This is a genomic window from Aminobacter sp. MET-1 (assembly GCF_026521175.1).
Lineage (GTDB): Bacteria > Pseudomonadota > Alphaproteobacteria > Rhizobiales > Rhizobiaceae > Aminobacter.
Genome location: NZ_JAMSHL010000005.1, coordinates 309,579 through 333,393, shown reverse-complemented (window position 1 = coordinate 333,393; position 23,815 = coordinate 309,579). Strand labels below are relative to the sequence as shown.

General features: G+C 62.7%; 21 protein-coding genes and 1 pseudogene. 6 read left to right on the top strand and 16 right to left on the bottom strand.

Going from position 1 to position 23,815, the window contains the following annotated elements:
* The first annotated feature begins 74 nt into the window (after positions 1 to 74).
* A complete protein-coding gene (lexA, locus tag NDO48_RS10295; RefSeq protein ID WP_018428092.1) occupies positions 75 to 791 on the top strand; it encodes a transcriptional repressor LexA in 717 nt (238 codons plus the stop codon).
* A 174-nt stretch (positions 792 to 965) separates the two neighbouring features.
* Here the strand turns inward: lexA and NDO48_RS10290 are convergent, their stop codons facing one another.
* Entirely contained in the window at positions 966 to 3,512 is a 2,547-nt protein-coding gene (locus tag NDO48_RS10290) for a ComEC/Rec2 family competence protein (RefSeq protein WP_040456200.1), read from the bottom strand.
* A 109-nt stretch (positions 3,513 to 3,621) separates the two neighbouring features.
* On the opposite strand from NDO48_RS10290, the gene gltX reads away from it, so the two are divergent.
* Together gltX and gltA are read left to right on the top strand one after the other, a co-directional pair.
* Complete coding sequence (gene gltX / locus NDO48_RS10285; protein ID WP_018428094.1) at positions 3,622 to 5,040, top strand: glutamate--tRNA ligase; 1,419 nt, start codon at positions 3,622 to 3,624, stop codon at positions 5,038 to 5,040.
* 177 nt (positions 5,041 to 5,217) lie between these two features.
* Positions 5,218 to 6,507: a citrate synthase gene (gene gltA / locus NDO48_RS10280; protein WP_018428095.1), complete on the top strand. Its 1,290-nt coding sequence runs from the start codon at positions 5,218 to 5,220 to the stop codon at positions 6,505 to 6,507.
* 144 nt (positions 6,508 to 6,651) lie between these two features.
* On the opposite strand, the gene lpxB is transcribed toward gltA, so the two are convergent.
* The 15 genes and pseudogenes from lpxB to NDO48_RS10205 form a co-directional block, all read right to left on the bottom strand.
* Complete coding sequence (lpxB, locus tag NDO48_RS10275; protein ID WP_018428096.1) at positions 6,652 to 7,815, bottom strand: lipid-A-disaccharide synthase; 1,164 nt, start codon at positions 7,813 to 7,815, stop codon at positions 6,652 to 6,654.
* Positions 7,812 to 8,705: an LpxI family protein gene (locus NDO48_RS10270; protein ID WP_157632721.1), complete on the bottom strand. Its 894-nt coding sequence runs from the start codon at positions 8,703 to 8,705 to the stop codon at positions 7,812 to 7,814. The genes lpxB and NDO48_RS10270 overlap by 4 nt, the downstream gene beginning before the upstream one ends.
* The gene (gene lpxA, locus NDO48_RS10265; RefSeq protein ID WP_018428098.1) at positions 8,692 to 9,525 is read right to left on the bottom strand and encodes an acyl-ACP--UDP-N-acetylglucosamine O-acyltransferase; all 834 of its coding nucleotides are present in this window, start codon (positions 9,523 to 9,525) and stop codon (positions 8,692 to 8,694) included. The genes NDO48_RS10270 and lpxA overlap by 14 nt, the downstream gene beginning before the upstream one ends.
* Positions 9,526 to 9,536: 11 nt before the next feature.
* Entirely contained in the window at positions 9,537 to 10,001 is a 465-nt protein-coding gene (fabZ, locus tag NDO48_RS10260; protein WP_018428099.1) for a 3-hydroxyacyl-ACP dehydratase FabZ, read from the bottom strand.
* The gene (gene lpxD, locus NDO48_RS10255; RefSeq protein ID WP_267321425.1) at positions 9,994 to 11,052 is read right to left on the bottom strand and encodes a UDP-3-O-(3-hydroxymyristoyl)glucosamine N-acyltransferase; all 1,059 of its coding nucleotides are present in this window, start codon (positions 11,050 to 11,052) and stop codon (positions 9,994 to 9,996) included. Before lpxD ends, fabZ begins: the two co-directional genes overlap by 8 nt.
* Positions 11,053 to 11,124: 72 nt before the next feature.
* The gene (gene bamA / locus NDO48_RS10250) at positions 11,125 to 13,476 is read right to left on the bottom strand and encodes an outer membrane protein assembly factor BamA (protein ID WP_018428101.1); all 2,352 of its coding nucleotides are present in this window, start codon (positions 13,474 to 13,476) and stop codon (positions 11,125 to 11,127) included.
* Between the two features lie 222 nt (positions 13,477 to 13,698).
* Positions 13,699 to 14,838 carry an RIP metalloprotease RseP gene (gene rseP, locus NDO48_RS10245; protein ID WP_267321424.1) on the bottom strand — a complete coding sequence of 380 codons (1,140 nt, stop codon included), beginning with the start codon at positions 14,836 to 14,838 and terminating at the stop codon, positions 13,699 to 13,701.
* Between the two features lie 68 nt (positions 14,839 to 14,906).
* Positions 14,907 to 15,737 (bottom strand): phosphatidate cytidylyltransferase, encoded by an 831-nt coding sequence (locus NDO48_RS10240; RefSeq protein WP_267321423.1) that lies wholly within the window; start codon positions 15,735 to 15,737, stop codon positions 14,907 to 14,909.
* A gap of 11 nt (positions 15,738 to 15,748) precedes the next feature.
* Positions 15,749 to 16,486, bottom strand: a complete 738-nt coding sequence (locus NDO48_RS10235) for an isoprenyl transferase (RefSeq protein WP_198292898.1) — start codon at positions 16,484 to 16,486, stop codon at positions 15,749 to 15,751.
* A 14-nt stretch (positions 16,487 to 16,500) separates the two neighbouring features.
* Positions 16,501 to 17,055 (bottom strand): ribosome recycling factor, encoded by a 555-nt coding sequence (gene frr, locus NDO48_RS10230; protein WP_018428105.1) that lies wholly within the window; start codon positions 17,053 to 17,055, stop codon positions 16,501 to 16,503.
* A 43-nt stretch (positions 17,056 to 17,098) separates the two neighbouring features.
* Positions 17,099 to 17,821 carry a UMP kinase gene (gene pyrH / locus NDO48_RS10225; protein WP_018428106.1) on the bottom strand — a complete coding sequence of 241 codons (723 nt, stop codon included), beginning with the start codon at positions 17,819 to 17,821 and terminating at the stop codon, positions 17,099 to 17,101.
* Between the two features lie 107 nt (positions 17,822 to 17,928).
* Complete coding sequence (tsf, locus tag NDO48_RS10220) at positions 17,929 to 18,849, bottom strand: translation elongation factor Ts (RefSeq protein WP_018428107.1); 921 nt, start codon at positions 18,847 to 18,849, stop codon at positions 17,929 to 17,931.
* A 121-nt stretch (positions 18,850 to 18,970) separates the two neighbouring features.
* Entirely contained in the window at positions 18,971 to 19,750 is a 780-nt protein-coding gene (rpsB, locus tag NDO48_RS10215) for a 30S ribosomal protein S2 (protein WP_026227219.1), read from the bottom strand.
* Between the two features lie 362 nt (positions 19,751 to 20,112).
* A pseudogene (locus tag NDO48_RS10210) lies at positions 20,113 to 20,385 on the bottom strand (DUF4031 domain-containing protein); the annotation flags it as partial.
* Positions 20,386 to 20,392: 7 nt separating this feature from the next.
* Complete coding sequence (locus tag NDO48_RS10205; RefSeq protein ID WP_018428110.1) at positions 20,393 to 21,220, bottom strand: cell envelope integrity EipB family protein; 828 nt, start codon at positions 21,218 to 21,220, stop codon at positions 20,393 to 20,395.
* Positions 21,221 to 21,364: 144 nt separating this feature from the next.
* Here NDO48_RS10205 and NDO48_RS10200 point away from each other — a divergent pair, with 144 nt between their 5' ends.
* Genes NDO48_RS10200 through NDO48_RS10190 form a run of 3 tightly spaced genes read left to right on the top strand, consistent with a single transcriptional unit; the run spans position 21,365 to position 23,811 of the window.
* Positions 21,365 to 21,829 carry a RidA family protein gene (locus NDO48_RS10200; RefSeq protein ID WP_018428111.1) on the top strand — a complete coding sequence of 155 codons (465 nt, stop codon included), beginning with the start codon at positions 21,365 to 21,367 and terminating at the stop codon, positions 21,827 to 21,829.
* 8 nt (positions 21,830 to 21,837) lie between these two features.
* On the top strand, positions 21,838 to 22,566 hold the full coding sequence (locus NDO48_RS10195; RefSeq protein WP_026227220.1) for a glycerophosphodiester phosphodiesterase: 729 nt from the start codon (positions 21,838 to 21,840) through the stop codon (positions 22,564 to 22,566).
* Positions 22,567 to 22,605: 39 nt separating this feature from the next.
* Entirely contained in the window at positions 22,606 to 23,811 is a 1,206-nt protein-coding gene (locus tag NDO48_RS10190; protein ID WP_018428113.1) for a GNAT family N-acetyltransferase, read from the top strand.
* The last annotated feature ends 4 nt before the right edge of the window (positions 23,812 to 23,815 follow it).

Sequence of the window (23,815 nt, the reverse complement as noted above, 5' to 3'; positions counted from 1 at the left end):
CAGTTGCGGAACACAACTGGAACAGATAGTGTTTGTTCCGGGTTTGTTTTTCTCGCGATTCCTTGGGGGCGGCGATGCTGACGCGCAAACAACATGAGCTTCTGCTGTTCATCCATGAGCGGTTGAAGGAGGCGGGCATCCCTCCATCCTTCGATGAAATGAAGGAAGCGCTCGACCTCGCCTCCAAGTCCGGCATCCATCGCCTGATCACCGCACTCGAGGAACGCGGCTTCATCCGCCGCCTGCCCAACAGGGCACGAGCGCTCGAAGTGCTGCGCCTGCCCGACTCGATTGCGCCCGGTCTCAACGCTGCCAGGAAGTTCTCGCCAAGCGTCATCGAAGGGTCGCTTGGCCGCAAGCCCGAGCCGTCGCGCCCGGCCGCTGCAAGCAACGACGACGATGCCGTGTCCGCCATTGCCATTCCAGTCATGGGACGGATCGCTGCGGGTGTGCCGATCGACGCGATCCAGCACCGGACACACACCATTTCGGTGCCGCCAGACATGATCATGGGCGGCGAGCACTATGCGCTTGAGGTCAAAGGCGACTCGATGATCGAGGCCGGCATTTTCGACGGCGACACTGTCATCATCCGGAATGCCAGTACCGCGAGCCCCGGCGAGATCGTCGTGGCCCTCGTCGACGACGAGGAGGCGACGCTGAAACGTTTCCGCCGCAAGGGCGCCTCGATCGCTCTGGAGGCAGCCAATCCCGCCTATGAGACCCGCATCTTCGGGCCAGACAGGGTCAAGGTGCAGGGCAAGCTCGTCGGGCTGATCCGCCGCTACTAGGGCAACTCCCAGAAGACGAAGCGTTTTCCGTCTCAAGTTGTGTAAGAGCAAAGACATTGAGCGTGGCCGCAATCCGAGGAGAGCGGAAATGGCGATGGTAGTCTTGAGATGCTTCGAGGCCGTATAGACCGCAGTTTCGAGCTTGCCGCATATGGCACGCTTGCCTGCGGTGGGCTATTCGGTCGTCGCGTTGTCTGGCTGTTTTCTCACCGCCTCTTGGCGATTGGGTGCAAGTCCCCTCGCCTCGCGGGAAAATTGGCGGTGCGCATGCCATGGCCGGTAGGGCTCGGTGATGGCATATTCGACCGATAGCACCGACGCGCCGCCCGCCACGACTGGCGTCAGATAGACCGCGGCGCTGCCCAGACGCGCCAGATCGCGCTTGGTCACTACGGTTGCGACCTGCCCGCCACAGACATCTCCAGCAGTCGCATCGTCGATGACGACGAGTGCAGCCGTTCGGCAGACTTGCCACGCCGCAGCAGCATTGGACGCGTGGACAACCGTCGCGCCGGATTGATGTCGAAGCGTGCACAAACCCGCGGAGCAGTGGAAGGCACTTGCGCCGGCGACGGTTTTGACGGCGTCCTCAGCTGGCGCAAGGCCTTTGGCCCGACCATTCGCAGGAAGGCTCTGCGGCGCGGCCCCAAAGCGTGGGCCATCGGCAGCCGGAGCTGCGGTCCCTCTGGTCTTCTCTGCATCCTGCGACGGCTTGCTAAGCTCTTCCACCGCCAACGCCCGCATCCAGTTGTCTGACGTGAACTGGTTTGGCCTTGGCCTGTTGACCGCGAGCTTGCCATCGTCGGTGGCGACGCCGACGAGGCGTCCATCTTCGGCCACGAGCACATCCGGCGACGGCGCGACGCCGATGACGAGCACGCCGGCCACGACGAATGGCACTGCGGCAAGGCGCAGCCAGGTCGTCGCCGTCGCAGCGACGACAAGGGCTATTGTCACCAGCACGACCGACCAGGTCGATACCAGCCCGACGGCGTCCAGCGGCGAGCGGTCGGAAATCCATTCGGCCATGGCGATCATGACGCGCAAACCGGCGCCCATGACATCGAGGAACGGCCCATCCAGTCCGAAGGGCATGGCTAGGCTGGCGAACACCGCGAACGGCATCACCAGCACCGATACGACAGGCATGACCGCCAGATTGGCGACGAGGCTGAGCGGCGACACACGCTGGAAATGCCAGGCGCCGAACACTGCCGTGGCGACACCGGCGATGATGGAGGTAGCGACAAGGCCGACTGTGGCGTTGCGCCCCCAGTGCCAGGCACGCGACCACAATGTCATCTCGCCAACAGGCTGTGCCTGCTCCTCACGGCGCTCGGACCACCAGCCATAGGCCCCGACGAGTGCTGCGGTGGCGGCAAACGACATCTGGAAGCTCGGACCGACCACCTCATGCGGCGACACCAGAATGACGATGATGGCGGAAATGGCGAGATTGCGCATCGTCAGCGCAGCACGATCAAACAGCACCGCAGTCAACATCACGGCCAGCATGACGAAGCTGCGCTGGGCCGCCACCTCTCCGCCCGAGATGAACAGATAGGCGGCAATGCCGACCAGGGCGACGACGGCGGCGTATTTCTTGACGGGATGCCGCGATGCGAAATCCGGGAAGGCGGCAAAGCCAAGACGCATAAGGAACATCACCGTGCCGGCAACCATCGCCATATGCAGGCCGGAGATCGAGATGATGTGATAGAGCCCTGTTCGGCGGAGAGCCTCATTGACATCTTCGGGGATGCCGCCACGCACGCCGACCACAAGTGCTGCCGCGATCTCGCCTTCGGCACCGCCAATACGCTGGCGGATGCGCTCAGCAACTCGGTCACGGGCATTCGCCACCCAGGCCAACATACTTTGAGTTGGCGTCTGCTCTGTCGTCGAGGCCGCCAGATCTGGCCCCTTCATGAAGAACCCGCTTGCGCCGATGCCGTCGAAATAGCTCTCGAAGGAAAAGTCGTAGCTGCCGGGGCGCACCGGCCCCGATGGCGGCATGAGCCTGGCGTAGCCCTGCACCGTCGAGCCGGCGACCAGACCTTCAGGCGCTTGGCGGGCGACGAGCCTTACCCTATCGGGGGCAAAACGCAGCCTGGGTCTCGCGGTCGTAGCCACATCGATGGTAAGGCGCAGACGCCCCTTGTCGAGATGGTCGATGTCCACCACCCTCCCGCTCAGGGTGGTCGAAACCTCGGCGCCGAGCATCTTTGTAGCCATCCTCATGGTTTCAACCTTGGCGGCGACCAGGCCGAGCGCCATGCAGGCCCAGGCCGCTAGTCCGAGATGGACGATCCTGCGCGACCGGGCCAGCACGCAAAGCGCAAGCATGAGCCCGAACGCCGCCACGAGAGGCAGCAGCTCGGGCTCATTGCGCAGGTTGAAATAGATCAACGCGCCCAGGGCGAGGAAGACCGGGACCAGCATGAATGCCGCACCGCGTTCGAGCTCGGCCTCGACGGCAAGCTGAACCCGAGCGGTTCGCAGCCTCCTGGCCAGATCCGATCCAGCCAGCCACAGACGATCCGAGACGTCCCCGAAGAGGGTTGGGGCCGTGGCTTCCGCGGCATTGCCGGGCGCGTCGGGCAGTCGTTCGGGCGCTGGGATCAAAGTCGGAAGCGCAGCCGGACGGTTCAGCAAGTCGCGCTCGCTGACCTCCACCGCCGGACTTTCTCCGGCCTGCCCCTCCCGCACCCGGTCGCCCATCGGGCCTGCCTCTTGCGCCCCTGACCTTCTATGCTACATCAACGCCACCGAAACACCATGCGCCGCCGGTCCTCCGGCCGGGCGACGCCATGCTTCCTTGGAATCTGCTATGTCCGTCGTCACCCGCTTCGCCCCCTCGCCCACCGGCTATCTGCATATCGGTGGTGCGCGTACCGCCCTGTTCAACTGGCTCTATGCCCACCACACCGGCGGCAAGATGCTGCTGCGCATCGAGGATACCGACCGCGAACGCTCGACCGATGCTGCAACCGCCGCGATCCTCGAGGGCCTGACCTGGCTGGGACTCACCTGGGAAGGTGCGCCCATCTCGCAGTTCGAGCGCGCCCCGCGCCACCGCGAAGTGGCCGAGGAACTCGTTCGCATGGGCAAGGCCTATTATTGCTACACCACGCCGACCGAGCTCGACGAGATGCGTGAAAAGGCCCGCGCCGAAGGCCGCCCGCCGCGCTATGACGGACGCTGGCGCGACCGCGATGCTTCCGAGGCGCCTGAAGGCGTGAAACCGGTCATCCGCATCAAGGCGCCGCAGGAAGGCGAGACGCTGGTGCGCGACCGCGTGCAGGGTGACGTTCGCTTCCCCAACAAGGATCTCGACGATTTCATCATTCTGCGTTCGGACGGCGTGCCGACCTACATGCATGCGGTCGTCGTCGACGACCATGACATGGGCGTGACCCACATCATCCGCGGGGACGATCACCTTACCAATGCCGCGCGCCAGACCGTCATCTATGACGCCATGGGCTGGGACGTGCCTGTGATGTCGCACATTCCGCTGATCCATGGCGCCGACGGCGCCAAGCTGTCCAAGCGTCACGGCGCGCTCGGTGTCGATGCCTATCGCGGCATGGGCTACCTGCCCGAGGCGCTGCTCAACTATCTCGCCCGTCTCGGCTGGAGCCACGGCGACGACGAGGTGATGAGCATTGAAAACATGATCGCCTGGTTCGAGATCGAGGACGTCAACAAGGGTGCTGCCCGCTTCGACTTCGCCAAGCTGGAAGCGCTGAACGGCGTCCATATGCGCCAGATGGACGACGCCAAGCTGCTCGACATCTTCGTGGCCACTCTGCCCTATCTGCCCAACGGCGCGACCGTGGCCGACGGACTCAACGACAAGACGAAAGCGCAGCTGCTCGCGGCGATGCCCGGCCTGAAGGAGCGCGCAAAGACACTCATCGAGCTCGCCGATGGCGCAGCCTTCCTGTTTGCTCAGCGTCCGCTGCCGCTCGACGAGAAGGCAGCGACCCTGCTCAACGACGCGGCAAAGGCCATCCTCAAAGGTGTGCATGGGGCACTCAGCTCCGTCGACTCAGGCTGGAGTGCAGCTTCCGCCGAAGCTGCCGTCCGCGAGTTCGCAACACGCGAAAATGTGAAGCTGGGCGCCGTGGCACAGCCGTTGCGTGCCGCCCTGACGGGTAAGAGCACCTCTCCTGGGGTGTTCGATGTTCTGGAGGTTCTGGGGCGCGACGAAAGTCTGAGCCGCATTTCCGATCAAATCGATTAGGTCAGCAGTGCTTTCCTAGTTTTGCATTGAAATGAGGCTATTGCGGTGCAACATTGCGGCAACAAGCCAATTTGACAGCAGCGGGGAAGCTGGAAGGCAAGTTCAAGCGTTCCGGGCAAAGGGTTTGCTTGTTGAAATTTCGCCGTCTTGCGGCGGCTGAGCACTAAGGAGAATGCGATGACAGATTCGACCGCCAAACTTGAATTCCGCGGCCAGACTCACGAGTTCAAGGTCCGAGGCGGAACGGTCGGGCCGGATGTGATCGACATCGCATCCCTCTACGGCACGACAGGCGCCTTCACCTATGACCCGGGCTTCACGTCGACGGCGAGCTGCGAGTCGCAGATCACCTTCATCGACGGCGACGCCGGCGTGCTTCTGCACCGCGGCTACCCCATCGACCAGCTCGCCGAGCACGGCGACTTCCTCGAGGTCTGCTACCTGCTGCTTTACGGCGAGCTGCCGACCAAGGCCCAGAAGGACGACTTCGACTATCGCGTCACGCGCCACACCATGGTGCACGAGCAGATGTCGCGCTTCTTCACCGGCTTCCGCCGCGACGCGCACCCTATGGCCGTCATGTGCGGCGTCGTCGGCGCGCTCTCTGCCTTCTACCACGACTCGACCGACATCTCCGACCCGCATCAGCGCATGGTCGCCTCGATCCGCCTGATCGCCAAGATGCCGACGATCGCCGCCATGGCCTACAAATACCATATCGGCCAGCCCTTCGTTTACCCGAAGAACGAGCTGAACTTCGCTGCCAACTTCCTGCACATGTGCTTTGCCGTGCCGTGCGAGGAGTACAAGGTGAACCCGGTTCTGGCCCGCGCCATGGACCGCATCTTCATCCTGCACGCCGACCATGAGCAGAACGCCTCGACCTCGACCGTGCGTCTCGCCGGTTCGTCGGGCGCCAATCCGTTCGCCTGCATCGCCGCCGGCATCGCCTGCCTGTGGGGCCCGGCACATGGCGGCGCCAACGAAGCCGCCCTCAACATGCTGGCCGAGATCGGCACCGTCGATCGCATCCCCGAATTCATCGCCCGCGCCAAGGACAAGAACGATCCGTTCCGCCTGATGGGCTTCGGCCACCGCGTCTACAAGCACTACGATCCGCGCGCCAAGATCATGCAGAAGACCACGCATGAAGTGCTCGGCGAACTCGGCATCAAGGACGATCCGACGCTTGATGTGGCGATGGAGCTCGAGCGCATCGCGCTGACCGACGAATACTTTATCGAGAAGAAGCTCTACCCGAACATCGATTTCTATTCGGGCATCACGCTGAAGGCGCTGGGCTTCCCCACCACCATGTTTACCGTGCTGTTCGCGCTCGCCCGCACCGTCGGCTGGATCGCGCAGTGGAAGGAAATGATCGAGGATCCGCGCCAGAAGATCGGCCGGCCGCGCCAGCTCTACACCGGCGCTCCCGAGCGCGATTACGTGCCGATCGCCAAGCGCTGATCCGGACGACCTGAACGTGAAACGCCCGCCCTTTGGCGGGCGTTTTTTTTGCGCAGAGGCCGCGAAATCGCGACAGCTGCGAACGCACGATGCGAAGGTTGAAAGTGTCGGAGCGTTCTATGCCCGTGCCGACGCGCGCAGCACTCAGGTGCGGATGTGGCCGAGAACCGCTTCTGCTGCCAGTTCGCCCGAAGGGCGTTCGGTTGCCATACGGCGCGCTATTTCAGCAAAGCCGTCCTTCTGCCAGCGACGCAGGCCGCTGTCGGAGAAAAGTCCCTCGACATGGCGCGCCATCCACTCGGGCCGCACATACTGATTGTAGACCTCGATGATCACGGGGCGGTCGGCGATCAGATTGGGAAGCGACGCGCTCCACACAGTGATCAGCCGCTGGGCAAGACGCATGAAAGGGTCAAGCTTGTAGCTGGACATCATCGGCACGCCGGCGAGCGCGAGTTCGAGCGCAACCGTACCGGAAGCGATAAGTGCGGCATCCGCTTCGCCGAAGGCCTGCCACTTGCGCCGGGGATCGAGCACGATCTCCGGCTTGTGCGCCCAGCTGGAAACACCTTCCTCGACGAGACCGGCAACATGCGGCACTGTCGGCAGTACCAGACGCAGGCGGTGCCCGCGCGCACGAAGGGCGGTGACGGTTTCGCCGAAGGCGCCGAGCAGCCCGCGAACCTCGCCGCGGCGCGAGCCCGGCAACAGCAGCAAGGTCTTTTCACGTTCAGGCGAAAGATCCCGTTCGGTCAGCTGCATCGCAGCGGCCAGCGCCACGCCGGGGTCGCTGGCAAGGCGATGACCGACATAGGTGCCCTTCGGCCCGCCCAGCCGGGCAAGCTCGGCCGGTTCGAAGGGCAGGATGCACAGAACCTCGTCGATATCAGGTTTCATCGCCTTGGCGCGGCCGGGACGCCAGGCCCAGACGCTGGGGCAGATGTAATGGACGATCGGAATCGTGGGATCGAGCGCGCGGACCTTTTTCGCCACGCGCAGCGAAAAATCCGGACTGTCGATGGTCACCACACAGTCAGGCTTTTCGGCAGCGATGAACCGCGCCGTCTCGCCGATGCGCCGCATCAGTCGCGGCAGGTCGCGGATGATGGCGCTGAGCCCCATGAGCGCGATCTCGCCGCCATCGAAGAGTGGCGTAAGTCCCTGCTCCTGCAGATGACGCCCGCCAATGCCGACAAGACGCACCTCACGCCCGCTCAGGCGGCGCAGAGCAGCTACAAGATCGGCGCCAAGAAGGTCACCCGACTCCTCGCCGGCAACGATGGCTATCTTGAGCGCCGGCAAGGTCATTTGTGCGCCCCCTGGTCCGCAAGCCCGACGACGAACAGGCCGAGCCTGTCGGCCCTTGCGACCAGTTCACCGTAATCCAGCACCAGCGAGCGGTTGGCCTCCACGCCGATTCCGGCCAGGCCAGCCGCATGTGCCGCATCGACGGTTGCAGGGCCGATGGTCGGCAGGTCGGTGCGCAGCTCTTGGTTCGGCTTGGCGCATTTGACCAGAACGCCGCGCTTGCGCCCGGCTATACGGCCGTTGTCGCGTAGTTCACGCACGCGCTTGAGCAGCAGGTCGGTGCCTTCGATGCCTTCAAGGGCGATGGCACGACCGCCGATGGCAATGGCAGCCTGGCCGATATCGAGAGAACCGATGGCACGCGCGGCCTCCAGGCCGGCCTCAAGATCGGCCCAGTCACCTTGCTGCGGTACATGCGTGCCCATCGGACCTTCAACCGCCAGAAGGTTTGGCACGATCTGGTGCGCGCCGACAACCTTGACGCCGCTGCGTTCGATCAGGCTGACCAGGATACGCAGGAGGCCATCATCTCCGCGCGTCAGCGCTGCAAGCGCCTGCGGCAAGATCCGAAGAAGCGAGATGCTGGGACGTATCGCTTTCCATGCCGGACGGCGGCTAACGCCACCAGCGAGGATGAGATGGGTGATTTTCTGGCGCTTCAACAGCGCAAAGAGGTCGGCGAACTGCTCCACAGCGAGCGTTTCGCCATCGTGCTCCGCCAAGCTCGTGCCTGGATCGGTCTCGCCGTCAATGCGGATGATGTAGGGCCTGTGGCCGGCAGCGGCGAGGCTGTCGGCAACATTGACCGGAAGCCGGCCGCTACCGGCGATGATGCCGACCCGATCGGCAGCGCCGAGATCGAATTGCGTACGCCCTTTAACCTTCGTCATCGGCGTCGTCATCGACAACACCCTTTAGGGGCGGCATGGCATAATGTCGCTTGCCGCGGCTGGAGATGAAATCGACGATCTTCATCGCGATGGGCGAGGAGCCAAATTCGGAGCGCGCAGTCTCGACATTCTCGGCAATCGTGTGCGAGCGGTCGAAGATCGTCTTGTAGGCTCGCCTCAGCAGGTGGATCTCCTCGCGCGGCAGGCCCGAACGGCGCAGGCCGACGATGTTGAGGCCGCGCAGGCTGGCGCGATTGCCGACTGCAATGGCGAATGGAATGACGTCACCGACAACCGCCGAGCAACCGCCGATGAAGGCGTTATCGCCGATGCGGACGAACTGATGCACTGCAGTCAGGCCGCCGATGGTGACGTTGTTGCCGACCTCGACATGGCCGCCCAGCGTCGCACCATTGGCGAAGGTGATGTTGTTGCCGACGATGCAGTCATGCGCGACGTGGGCATAGGCAAGGTAATTGCCGTTGTCGCCGACGATGGTCTCGCCACGGCTGGTATCGGTGCCGGTGTGCATGGTCACGCCTTCGCGGATCGTGCAGTTCTTTCCGATGATCAGTGTCGTGCGGCCGCCCTTGTGCTTGTTGTTCTGCGGCGGCGCACCCAGCGTCGCTTGCGGAAACACCTTGGTGCCTTCGCCCAGGGTCGTCGCGTTCATGATCGAGACATGGCTGACCAGTTCGACCCGGTCGCCAACCACGGCGTCGGCGCTGACGTGGCAAAACGGGCCGACGCGGACGCCCACGCCCAACTGGGCCCCGGCTTCGACTACGGCCAGAGGATGGATGAAAGTTTCGGTCTGCATAAGCGTTCTTGTTATTCCTTGGGCACCATCATGGCCGCCACTTCGGCCTCGGCGACGGTCGCGCCGTCAACACGCGCCTCGCAGGCGAATTTCAGGATGTTGCCGCGCTTCTTGATCTTCTTGACATGGATGCGCATCTGGTCGCCGGGTACCACCGGCTTGCGGAACTTGGCACCGTCGACGGTCATCAGATAGACCAGCGAAGGGCTTTCGTCGATCACCAGGCGCAGGCAGATCGCACCGGCGGTCTGTGCCATGGCCTCGATGATGAGAACGCCAGGCATCACCGGCTGGCCGGGAAAATGACCCTGGAAATGCGGCTCGTTGAAGGTGACGTTCTTGATGCCGACGGCGGAATCATCGCCATCGATATCGACGATGCGATCGATCAGCAGGAACGGATAGCGGTGCGGCAGCAGCCTGAACAGGCCAAGAATGTCGACCGCTTCAAGCGTTGTCGTTGCCTGCTCACTCATCTCGTCCACCCTCTTTCGCCTTGCCTTTGGCCAGCTTTTTGAGCGCCACAAACTCGCGCATCATGTCCTTCATCGGTTTTCCGGGATAGCCGCCCCAGACCTCGCCCGCCGGCACGTCGTGCATGAAACCGCTGCGCGCTGCAAGCTTTGCTCCGGCACCGATGGTGAGATGATCGGCGAGGCCGACGCCGCCGCCCATCATGACCCCGTCGCCGACCGTCACCGACCCCGAGATACCCGTAAGTCCGGCTATGACACAATTGCGACCGATCCGCACGTTGTGCGCGATCTGGACCAGATTGTCGATCTTGGTGTTCTCGCCGATGATCGTGTCGGCCATCGCGCCGCGATCCACCGTGGAATTCGCGCCAATCTCGACATTGTCCTGGATGACGACGCGGCCGATCTGCGGCACGCGCTCCGGGCCCTTCGGCCCGCCGGCAAAACCGAAGCCATCCTGACCAATCCGCGCACCGGCATGGATGATCACGCCATTGCCAAGCAATGCGTATTGCACAGAACTGTGTGGGCCGATGTAGCAGTCGCGGCCGATCTGCACCGAACGCCCGACCACCGCATTCGCTGCGATAACCGTACCGCTGCCGATGGAGGCGAGCGGGCCGATCACCGCGCCAGCCTCGACGATCGCACCTGTTTCGACATGGGCGCTGGCATCGACATGGCCATGGGCCGAAACACCGGTCTCGCCGGTAACGCCCACGGGGCGCTCGGCCTCCGGATAGAGCAGCCGTCCGATGCGGGCGAATGCCTGCTGCGGTCGCGGCGTGACAAGAACGGCAATGCCCTCGGGAACCAGGCCCACGACATCGGGCGTGCAGAGCACAGCCACCGCCTGCAAGGTCGCAAGCGAAGCGGCGTTGCGTTTGCCGTCGACAAAGACAAGTGCTCCTTCGCCGCCGTCATGCGCGGAGGCGATTGTCGCAATTTCCATCTTGGAATGGTCGGGATTGACGAGAGTGGCGCCAGTCAGTTCGGCCACCTCGCCCACCTGATAGAGGCGCGACGGCACAAAGAACACCGGATCCGTCATGTGATGCTGTTCCAGCTGGGCCGGTAAAAAGCATCCGGGCCCCGAAGGGCCCGGACACATTGTTCCGCGCGATTAGAAGCGGGTCGAAATGCCGAAATTGAATTCCTGCGTATTGTCGCCGTCCTGCTTCTTGATCGGCATCGCATAGTCGACACGCAGCGGACCGAAGGGCGACGCCCAGAGCAGGCCAACGCCGACGGAAGCGCGCAGCTGCAGATCGGTGGACGTACCGAAGCTCACGTCCTTCACCTTGCTGCCGTAAAGTGTTGCAGCGTCCGCGAACACCGCACCGCGCAGGCCGAAGCTTTCGGGAACGACCGGGATCGGGAACTGGGCTTCAGCCGACGCATTGAAATACGTCGTGCCGCCGAGGTGCTCGCCGGTAACCGTATCGCGTGGTCCGATGCCGTTATATTCGAAGCCGCGGATCATGCGATCGCTGCTCTTGAACTGATCGAACACGCGAAGCCCATCGTCGCCGAAGCCGATGATGTGACCACCACCTGCGGAGACGAGACCAACAATATCAAGCTCTTCCGAGAGAGTCTGATAGTAGCTGGCGCGACCAGTGAACTTTGCAAACTTTGCGTCGCCACCCAAGCCAGCAACTTCCGTCGTGAAGTTGGCGTAGATGCCGTTGCGCGGATTCTTCATGTCGTCGATGGTGTTGTAAACCAGCGTACCGCTGACCGACGACTTGATCCAGGGGCTCTGCGCCACACCATTGATGATGGCCTGCGATACGTTGCAATCTCCGCCCGGGGGAGTTGGAACGCAGCTGAGGTCGTACTTCTCCTGGGAAATATTATACGCGAGCTGCGTCGAGATATTGTCCGTGATCGGCAGACCGAAACGGATCGTACCGCCGGTGATATCGCTATCGTAGTGATCGTATTTGCGGGTCTGACGATAGATATCGAAGCCCGCGGCGATACGGCGTCCCAAGAAATAAGGCTCGGTGAACGAGAAGCCGTAGTCGCGCGAGTTCTTGCCGCCACCGGCGGAGAACTTGATGAACTGACCGCGACCAAGGAAGTTGCGCTCGGTGATCGAGCCTTCCACAGACGGTCCGGCATTGTCGCCACCGGTCGAATAGCCGGCACCGATCGAGAACTCACCGGTCGACTTCTCGATGAGATCGACGACCAGCACCACCTGATCAGGCTGCGAACCGGGCGCCGTCGAGATTTCGACGCGCTCGAAGAAGTTCAGCGCCTCAAGACGCTTCTTGGCACGCTGGATGAGAACCTGGTTGAACGCATCGCCTTCGGACACGTCGAATTCGCGACGGATAACGAAGTCACGCGTACGCTCGTTGCCGCGGATCTCAATGCGCTCGACATAGGCCTTGGCACCCTGGTCGACCGTGTAGACCACGTTGATGGTGCGGCTCTCGAAATTGCGATCGCCACGCGGCGTCACCTTGGCGAAGGCATAACCCTTGCCGGCGACATTCTCGGTGATCGCAATGATCGAATCTTCAACGTTCTTGGCGTTGTAGACGTCGCCCTTGCGTGTCTCGACCAACGACTGCAGCGTCGCGCCATCGACTTCCGGAATCGTGCTTTCGACCGACACGTCACCAAAGGTGTAGCGCTGACCTTCATCGACCGTGATGGTGATGGTGTACTGGTTCGTCGCTTCGTCGAGTTCGCCGAAAGCGGAAACGACCTGGAAGTCGGCGTAACCGTGATTGAAATAGAAGCGGCGCAGCGCTTCCTCGTCGGCGCGCAGGCGACCCTCGTCGTAGATATCGTCGCGCAGCATGAACGACAGGATCGACGAGCGCTTGGTCGAGATGATGTCGGACAGACGACGATCGCTATAGGCAGTATTGCCGACGAAGTTGATAGCCGCGATCTTGGTGCGGCCACCTTCATTGATCTCGAACACCACGTTCACGCGGTTCTCGCCGAGATCCATGACCTTCGTGCCGACGGTCACGTCATCACGGCCGACGCGCTTGTAGGCTTCCTTGATCGCCTGTGCATCGGACTCGAGCGTCGCTTGCGAGAAGGCACCGCGCGGCTTCAGCTGAACGGCGCTGCCGAGCTGGGCGTCCTTCAGCTTCTTGTTGCCCTGGAACAGCACATTGTTGACGACCTGGTATTCGGAGACCTGAACCACCAAGGTCGAACCGACCTGATTGATACGCACATCGGAGAACAAGCCGCTGCCGAACAGCGCCTTCACCGCATCGTCAATGTCGTTGTTCGTGAACGACTTGCCGGGCTTGATGTTGATGTAGTTGCGGACCGTGTCGGCATCGACGCGCTGGTTGCCGCGCACTTCGACTCGGTTGACCACCGCCGCCTCGGCGGCAGACACGGCAACAAACTGGACAGCGACTGCTCCGGGAACGGCCAGTGCTGCGGACAGAGCCACCGCGGACGCGGCGCTCGCAAACTTGAATGCTGCCTTCATAGTCGGCCTTTACAACCTTTTCTCGAAGTCCCCACGGCGAGAAAACCGGACGTCGCGGTAATTTTCCCGTACCGTAATAACCGGATTTTCCCTACACGCAAGGCTTCTGGTTAATTTGCGCTTACTTCCCCAGCGAGCGTGACTTTCGCGTCACGCAAACTGCCCCGGATGGTAAACGCACCCTCAACAAGCCCCTTGTCGGCCTAAAATTTCTTCATGATTTCAGCAGCCAAACAGGTCGTTCCAGAAAACGAACCCCATAAAAGCCAGCACGAGAATCATCCCCACTCGATATACAGCCTCCATCGCCCTTTCGGAAACAGGGCGCCTGATGACAGCCTCAACTGCATAGAACGCCAAGTGTCCGCCGTCGAGGGGCGGAATCGGCAGAAGGTTGAGAAAACCGATGCCGACCGAAAGCAAAGCCACCAGTTGTATCAGCCATTCAAAGCCCAGCTTGGCTGCCTTGCCTGCCATGTCGGCAATCTTCACCGGTCCACCCAACTGGCATTTGTCTTCGCGGCCGACCACGAATCGCTTGAGAAACTGCCCAGTGCGCTCGATGACGTGCCAGGTCTCCGAAGTCGCCTGAACAAAGGCGCCACCCACACTGTAAGAGATGAGCCGCGGCTGCCCCATCTCCTCGTTGTTGACGACGCCGATAACCGCCACCTTGACCGAATTGCCAAGCGCGTCCTTCTGCTCCATCAGTTCGGGAGCAGCCGTGACGTCGACTTCCTTGCCGTCGCGACGCATGACGAACTTGATCGGATCGCCGCCCCGTCCCGAAACGAGACGCTGCACATCGGAGAAGGTTTCGACAGGCGTACCGTCGACGCTGACGAATCGGTCGCCCGGCATGATGCCGGCGACGGCTGCCGGACTGCCGACGCGCACTTCGGCAACGGTCGGCTCCATGACGTAGCGACCATAGGCCGTGAACAGCACGGTAAAGACTGCGATCGTCAGCAGGAAGTTGAACAGCGGGCCGGCGAAGACGGTCGCGGCACGTTTCCATACAGGCTGCGTATGGAACGCGATCTTGCGCTCCGCCTCGCTCAGATTGTCGACCTCCGCCCCTTCAGGCGAGCTGGTGACGTTCATGTCGCCGACGAATTTGACATAGCCGCCGAGCGGAATGGCGCAGAGCTTCCACCGCGTGCCACGCCTGTCGTTGAAGCCGAAAAGCTCGGGGCCGAAGCCTATGGAGAACGCCCTCACCCCGATGCCGCACCAGCGGCCGACGAGGTAGTGTCCCATCTCATGCACGAAGACGACGATGGTCAGCACGAACAGAAACGGCACGATGGTGCCGAAAAGAAGTCCGTTGGTGCTCAGGAAGGCAGGAAGATACTCGTTCAAGTCTAGCCCTCAACCACTTGGCGCCGTGCGTTCCGCACGTCCCGACGTCAACAATGGCCGACTGCCGATCAGGCAGGAAACAGGCCATGCGCCGGATGATCGGCGGAACCTGACAGCCAGCCGATGACGTATAGGGCAAATGCCGCCGCGACAAGCCCGTCGACCCGGTCCATCACGCCCCCGTGACCGGGAATGATGAAACCGGAATCCTTGTAGCCGTGCCGCCGCTTGACCCATGATTCGAAAAGGTCGCCAGCCTGCGAGACGACCGACAGCAACAGCGCCACAATTCCGAGCAAAGGCAGATTGCCAACGCCCATCGCCCCTGCGAGCAGCAGGCCTGCGACAACACCGCCGACGGCGCCACCGACGGCACCGCTGCGCGTCTTGCCGGGCGAAATCGCCGGCGCGAGCTTGGGCCCGCCGACCTTGCGGCCGACGAAATAGGCGAAGATGTCGGTCGACCAGACCACGGCGAAGAGAAAAAGGATAGCAACCAGCCCGGAAGCACCGTCGCCACGCAGCAGGGCGAGCGACAGGCCGGACAGCGCCGCGTAGCCGAAGCCCGCCGCATCCCAACCGCCAATGCCGCGCAGCCGTCCGGCACTCCAGAGCACTCCGGCGAAAAGTGCTGCCAGGGCGAGCAAGGCAAAGGCAGGGATGCCGATGACAAGCGCACCGACGAAGATCAGCACCAATCCTTCAGGCAGGAAGCCGAGAGCCCCTGCCGTCCAACTGGCCTCCGTCTTCGGACGCGCCATGCGCGACCATTCGTAGAATATCCCGAGCACGATCGCCGCCGAAAACAACCGGAACGGCACGCCGCCCAACCAGGTGAGCAGCAGGACGGCAACGGCAAGGACAATCGCCGATATCGTACGGATCTGGAGATTGCTCATGCGTTCCGCCGTCACAGCGCAACGTCGCGCGGCGCTAGCCCGCCAAAGCGGCGCTCGCGGCCGGTATATTCGCGCAATGCGTCAGCCAGGTGCTCCCTGGTGAAATCGGGCCAATAGCAGGGCTGGAAGACCAGTTCGCTGTAGGCAGACTGCCAGGGCAGGAAGTTGGAAAGCCTGACTTCGCCGCTGGTGCGGATCAACAGATCCGGATCGGGGATGCCCGAGGTGTCGAGCTCTTCGGCAAAAAGTTCCGGCGTGATGTCCTCGCTTGCGAGGTCGCCACGTTTGACCGCTTCGGCAAGCTTTCGCGCCGCCCGTGCGATCTCGTCGCGTCCGCCATAGTTGAACGCAATCACCAGGGTCAGCGAATCGTTGCCTGCCGTCAGCGTCTCCGCCTCTTCCAGCAGGGATCTGATATCGGGCTGCAAGGTCGCCCTGTCGCCGATGACGCGCACGCGCACGCCGCTATTATGGAGTTCGGCCAGATCGCGTCGGATGAAGATCTTGAGCAAGCCCATGAGGTCTGTGACCTCAGACTTCGGCCGCGACCAGTTTTCCGAAGAAAACGCGTAGACCGTCAGCCAGGAAATGCCAAGGTCGGCCGCAGCGCGAACGGTGCGGCGCAGCGCTTCCACGCCGGCCTTGTGCCCCGCAACGCGTGGCAACCCCCGGGCCTTTGCCCAGCGGCCATTGCCGTCCATGATGATCGCGACATGCGCGGGCGTAGTCATCCGTTCGCTTTCGGACAGGCGAGTTGCCTGCCTTAGACTTGCATGATCTCGGCTTCTTTGCCTGCCAGCAGGCTGTCGATCTGGCTGATCGTGTCGTCGGTCAGCTTCTGGACCTTGTCGGACTGGACGCGCTGGTCGTCCTGGCTGATGTCGCCATCCTTCTCTGCCTTCTTGAGCGCATCCATGCCGTCGCGGCGCACGTGGCGGGTCGCTACCTTGGCATTCTCGGCATAGGTATGGGCGATCTTGACCAATTCCTTGCGGCGCTGCTCGTTGAGTTCCGGCAGCGGAATGCGCAGGTTGGTGCCGTCGACGATCGGATTGAAGCCGAGGTTCGACTCGCGGATGGCGCGATCGACTGCACCCACCATCGACTTGTCCCAGACCGACACTGAAATCATGCGCGGCTCAGGCACCGACACGGTCGCCACCTGGTTGAGCGGCATCGGCGAGCCATAGGCCATGACATGGATCGGATCGAGAAGGTTGCTCGAGGCACGCCCCGTGCGCAGCGATGCGAGGTCATGCTTGAAAGCGTTGATGGCACCTTCCATGCGGCGCTGAAGATCGTTGTAATCCGTGCTCATAGCAGTCTCCTTGGTCCCGGGTCCGGGGCCATCGTTCCAATGGTCAGGCGTCCGCAACAATCGTGCAGCGGCCGCCACCTTTCAATATTTCGCCGAAGCCGCCTTTTTCGTGGATCGAATAGACGATTATCGGAATGTTGTTTTCGCGCGCAAGTGCAATCGCTGCCGTATCCATGATGGACAGGCCCTTGGCGATGACTTCCTGATGCGTGATGCGCTCGAAGCGCGTCGCGGTTGGGTCCTTCTTGGGATCGGCAGAGTAGACGCCGTCCACCTGCGTCCCCTTGAACAGGGCGTCGGCGCCGATCTCGGCCGCGCGCAGTGCTGCCGCCGAATCGGTGGTGAAGAAGGGATTGCCGGTGCCGCCGGCAAAGATCACGACCTTACCTGCGTCCATGTAGGCCGTGGCCTGGCGCTGTGAGAAGCTCTCGCAAAGCTCCGGCATGGCGATGGCCGAAAGCACCACGGAATCGACGCCGAGCTTGTGCAGCGACGTGCGCAACGCCAGCGAATTGATGATGGTGGCGAGCATGCCCATGTGATCGCCGGTGACGCGATCGCCGCCCTTGGAGGCAACGGCCACGCCGCGAAAGATGTTGCCGCCGCCGATGACCACGCCGACCTCCACCCCAAGCGCCCTCGCCTCGGCGATGTCGCTGGCAATGCGGTCGACAACAGAAACGTCGATGCCGAAATGCTGCTCGCCCATCAGGGCTTCACCCGACGCCTTAAGCAGTACGCGCCGGTAGAGCGGCTTGTCGGTCATGGGTTCCTCGCGGCTGTTGAATTTGGGTTCCGATACACGAAGGGCGCCGCGATGTCACGCGGCGCCCTTCGGCTATCCTCAGGAAGCGCTTGATGCAGCGCTACTTTTTAGCCTTTTACGGCAGCAGCAACTTCAGCAGCGAAATCGCTCTCTTCCTTTTCGATGCCCTCGCCGAGCGCGAAACGGATGTAGCCGGTGATCTTGGCAGGCGCACCGATCTGCTTCTCAGCGTCCTTGAGGGCTGCCTCGACCGTCAGGTCGGGGTTGAGCACGAAGGCCTGCTTGAGCAGCACGACTTCCTCGTAGAACTTGCGCATGCGGCCTTCCACCATCTTCTCGATGATGTTTTCCGGCTTGCCCGACTGGCGGGCCTGGTCGGCGAAGATCGCCTTTTCGCGCTCAACATGCGTAGCGTCGACCTCGTCAGGGGTCAGGGCCAGCGGGTTGGTCGCGGCAACGTGCATGGCGACCTGACGCGCGAAGGCGCGAGCGGCATCGTGGTTGCCGGCGGTCTCGACAGCAACCAGCACGCCGAGCTTGCCGACATTGTCGGCAACGGCGTTATGGACGTAGGTGGCAACGACGCCTTCCGAAACCGAAAGCTTGGCCGAACGGCGGAAGCTCATGTTCTCGCCAATGGTGCCGACAGCGTCCTTGATCGTGTCGGTGACCGACTTGTCCGAACCCGGATACTTGGCCGCAGCAACAGCCTCGGTGGAGCCGTAGGCAAGCGCAACCTTGGCGACGTTGTTGACGATCTCCTGGAAAGCCGCGTTGCGGGCAACGAAGTCGGTCTCGGAGTTGACCTCGACAACGACGGCTTCGCGCACGCCGGCATCAACGCCGATCAGGCCTTCGGCGGCCGTGCGGCCAGCCTTCTTGTCGGCCTTGGAGATGCCCTTCTTGCGCAGCCAGTCGACGGCAGCTTCCATGTCGCCGCCGGTCTCGGCCAGAGCGGCCTTGCAATCCATCATGCCCGCGCCCGAGAGTTCGCGGAGTTCCTTAACCTGTGCTGCCGAAATGCTCATTGTGGCCTCTTTGCTTTGAAATGCGCTGGCGCACCACCGAGGGTTCGATGATGCGCCTGACGCCGGCGCGAGGTATGCGCCCGATCCAGAAAGGAAGGCCGGTTTCCCGGCCTTCGTGATATCAAGCCTGGGCTTCGCCCGAAGCGGTGTTGTCCAGGGCCGGCTCGATCGGAGCCTCGGCCGAGGCGCCGATGTCGACACCCAGGGCGCCCTGCTGGCGAGCGATGCCGTCGATGCAGGCCTTGGCGATCAGATCGCAATACAGCTGGATCGCGCGGGCAGCGTCGTCGTTGCCGGGGATCGGGAAGTCGATCTTGTCCGGATCGCAGTTCGAATCGATGATTGCAACGACCGGAATGCCAAGACGCTTGGCTTCCTGGATGGCGATCGCTTCCTTATTGGTGTCGATGACAAACATCAGGTCAGGGGTCGAGCCCATGTCCTTGATACCGCCGAGGGCCTTATCCAGCTTCTCGCGCTCACGCTCGAGGTTCAGGCGCTCCTTCTTGGTGAAGCCATGGGCTTCGCCAGCGAGCAGCTCGTCGAGCTTGCGCAGGCGCTGGATCGAATTCGAGATCGTCTTCCAGTTGGTCAGCATGCCGCCGAGCCAACGCGAGTTGACGTAGTACTGAGCCGAACGCTGGGCAGCGTCAGCAACGATGTCGGAAGCCTGGCGCTTGGTGCCGACGAACAGCACGCGGCCGCCGCGCGACACGACGTCGGAAACCTGCTTCAGGGCCTGGTGCAGAAGCGGAACAGTCTGCGACAGGTCGATGATGTGAACGTTGTTGCGGGCGCCGTAGATGTAGGGCGCCATCTTCGGGTTCCAGCGGTGGGTCTGGTGGCCGAAGTGCGAGCCAGCTTCGAGAAGCTGGCGCATGCTGAAATCAGGCAATGCCATCTTTATGTCCTTTTCCGGTTAGCCTCCACGGACCATGACGCTTTTCGCTGAAATGCTCGAAACGCCACCGGGCGGTCTCAGCCGGATTTCTCCCGGGCAGAAACCAAAGTCCGTGTGTGGAATGGGGCGGCATATAGACGTATTGCCTGGTGAGTGCAACCCCGGGACCAGGTCGATATTGGCGGAAAACAAGGCGTTCTGCACCGCCACACCGCGACATGGGCATCCTGTCGCATCGGCACCGCCAACCGCCGCGATCAAATCCGGGGGGCGATTCCCGCGACCGGGGCAGTTCAGCTGCCGGCTGCCCAGCGGGAAATGCCCGGCTCTTCCTGCACGGCACTTTCCATCGGCCTGGGCTCGCGACGCTTGAAGTTGCGCACGCGCACGCGGCGGAACACCGCCACGATCTCCTCGCGGCTGCATTCGACGGCGCCGAGCCTCACGGCCCGATCCCGCTCGAAGCCGGTAATGTCATAGTGGGGGGCGGAGGTCTTGGGTGGCCCCTGGTAGGAGGAGCGCTTCAGCCCAAGCTGGGCAGCAAAACGGTGCAGCTCATGGATATCGTCGGCCAGCAGGTGGCACCAGCGATGGCCCACCCACTTCCAGATCGCCGCGTCGACATAAACAGCCACGCGCCGCCTACTTCTTGCAACTGCCCTGCGGCACCGGGAACAGCGAGAGATTGACCAGCTTGCCGGTCATGGAGAAGTCGCCGTAGTCCATGACCAGATCACGCGTCAGGCCGTTCTCGTGCAGCTTGAAGCTGATCCGGTACTCCGGCACTTCCTCGCCGCTGCCTTTGCTCTCGTCGAAATAGGCAATGTCGACCGGCCAGTACTTGTCCTTGGCCAATCCTGCCAGTGCTGGAAGCTCGGGGTCGCCGCTCGGCGCCTCGGCCTTCTTGCCGACGATGACGGTCGTGGTCATTACCTTGTCGGCATCCTCGGAACCGTCGAACAGGCTGGTTTCATAGAAGGTCTCGCCCCTCTCTGCCTTGTCGATGAGCTCGACCAGATGCTGGGTCGGGAACTGCGTCCTGGCGAGATCGACGGTGCCGGGCGTCGGCTTTTCGATGTCGACCTTCACCCCGTTCGTATCGCGCGTCGCAGTGCCCTTGACCTCGCGGTCGAGGCTCTGGTCGACGAAGGACTTGGTGACAAAGGAGAAGGTCTTGCCCTCGGCGTCCTCGAACGTCGTCGTCTGCTGGTCGGTCAGGCGCGTGTTTTCCTGCGTCGCGATCTGCGTGACGAAACGGAACTTCACCGTATAGCCCTCGCAGGCCGAACCGTTGAACTCGTACACCATGCGGCCGGTGAGGCCTGTTATCCCCGAGCGATCCGACGCCTGGTCGAGCACCAGATCGTAGACTGCGCGGTGAGGAGCAAGCACAGGCGCAGCATAAGCGGGCACAAGGCCAAGTGCCGAAGCGGAAAGGGTGGCAAGTACAGCAAGGCGCGTTGCGCGCATACACGATGCTCCGATCGGCGCGGCCCTGACAGGCCGCTGGGAATGATGGTCCACCATAAAAAAAGTCGTGGCGGAAGCGAGGCAAAAATAGCACTTTCGGCGCGACCTCACCTACGACCCGAGACTCAGAGATAAGGAAAGACGATGAGCGAAACAATCGAAAAGCGGCTGAGTGATCTCGGCGTGACGCTGCCGGCCGCCGCCGCACCCGCGGCCAACTACGTGCCGTTCATGAATACCGGCAACTACGTCTTTACCGCGGGCCAGCTGCCGCTCAAGGATGGCAAGCTCATCGCCTCCGGTCTCGTTGGCCGCGCCGTCGACACGGCAGCCGCCAAGGATGGCGCCAAGCAGTGTGCAATCAACATCCTGGCACAGGCCAAGGCAGCGCTCGGCGACCTCGAAAAAATCCGTCGCATCGTCAAGATCACCGTCTTCGTTGCCTCTACGCCCGACTTCACCGAGCAGCACCTGGTCGCCAACGGAGCGTCCGACTTCCTGGTCGCGGCACTCGGCGAGCGCGGCAAGCACGCCCGTTCTGCCGTCGGCGTCGCCTCGCTGCCGCTGAATGCCGCGGTCGAGATCGAAGCGATCATCGAGACCGAGTGAGCGGCGACATGACCGACCTTTCCTGGCTGACCGCCCGACCCATCGCCCATCGCGGGCTGCACGACCTCAACAAGGAGTGCTGGGAGAACACGCTTTCCGCATTCGAACGGGCGGCGAGCCGCGGCTTCGCCATCGAGTGTGACGTGCACCTGAGTGCGGACGGCGATGTCGTTGTCTTCCACGACGACACGTTGAAGCGCCTGACCGGCACCGAAGGCTATATCTGGCAGCGGACAGCGGCCGAGATGGGCGCGCTCCGGATCGGCGGCACCGCCGACCACGCACCGACACTTGCCGAACTGTTGAAGCTGGTTGACGGACGCGTGCCCTTGGTCATCGAACTCAAGGGCATCCCTGGGCATGACGGCGAGCTCGTCGAGCGCGTGGGCGCAGCGTTGCGCAACTACAAGGGCAAGGTCGCGATCATGTCCTTCGACCACTGGCTGATCCGTGACTTTGCCAGGCTTGCGCCCGGCATCCCGGCAGGCCTCACCGCCTGGGGCGACCAGGATCATGAGCTGGAAGCGCATTTCTCGATGCTGGCGCACGGCATCTCGTTTGTCTCCTACAGCGTGACGCACCTGCCCAACCGCTTCATCAGCTTCGTTCGCGACAGGCTGTCTATGCCCGTCATCACCTGGACGGTGCGCGATCAGGACGCGGTCAAGGCAACTTTCGCCCATGCCGACCAGATGACCTTCGAGGGCTTCGACCCCGATGCGACACCGGTGGCTTGAGGTCTTGTAAAGGCAGCTTTCGAACGTAAGTAACTGGGCATGAGCAATGCGAGCGACGCCGGGGCGAAGCAGGCGGATGGCGGTTACGCCGTCCGCGTCGTTTCCAGCATCAGCGAATTCAGCCGCGACGAATGGAACAGGCTCGCCGGCACCTCGAAAACCAGCTCAGACACGCCTTACAACCCATTCGTTTCGTACGATTTTCTGACAATCGCTGAAGCGTCTGGATGCGCCGTCACAAAGACCGGCTGGCAGGGACATCATCTGCGGCTGGAAACGGCTGACGGCAATTTTCTCGGCGCGCTCCCCTGCTACGCCAAATCCCACAGCCAAGGCGAATATGTCTTCGACCATGGCTGGGCCGATGCCTTCGAACGCGCCGGCGGCCGCTACTACCCCAAGCTCCAGGCCTCGGTGCCGTTCACCCCGGCCACCGGCCCTCGCCTGCTCGCTGTCCCCGGAACTGACGCCCCCAGAACCAAGGCAGCGCTTGCGACCGCGCTGCGCAGCGTGGCCGAAGGCGTCGGCGTCTCCTCGGCGCATGTGACATTTGCCGAGCCGGGCGAGATCGACACGCTGGAAGCAACCGGCTTCCTGCGCCGTACCGACCAGCAGTTCCACTTCTTCAACGAGGACTATTCATCCTACGAAGATTTCCTGGCGACGCTGGCATCGCGCAAGCGGAAGGACCTGAAGAAGGAACGGCGCCAGGCGCTGGAGGCCGGCATCTCGATCGAATGGCTGACCGGCCGAGACCTGACTGAAAGCGTCTGGGACGACTTCTTCACCTTCTATATGGACACCGGCGGCCGCAAATGGGGTCGCCCCTATCTCAACCGCACGTTTTTCTCGCTGATCAGCGAGCGCATGGCCGACGACATCCTGCTGGTGATGGCAAAACGGAGCGGCCGCTACATAGCTGGTGCCATCAACTTCATTGGCTCCGACAGGCTTTACGGCCGAAACTGGGGATGCATCGAGGACCATCCCTTCCTGCATTTCGAGGTCTGCTACCATCAGGCCATCGATTTCGCCATCGAGCGCAAGCTGAAGGTCGTCGAGGCCGGCGCGCAGGGGCAGCACAAGCTGGCGCGCGGCTATCGCCCGGTGACGACGCAATCGGCTCATTACATCGTCCACCCCGGCCTGCGCCGGGCGATCGCCGACTATCTCAAGCGGGAACGGCGGGAAGTTGCCGAGATCGGCGAGTATCTCGAGGACCATGGCCCGTTCCGCCGCGGCTGACGCC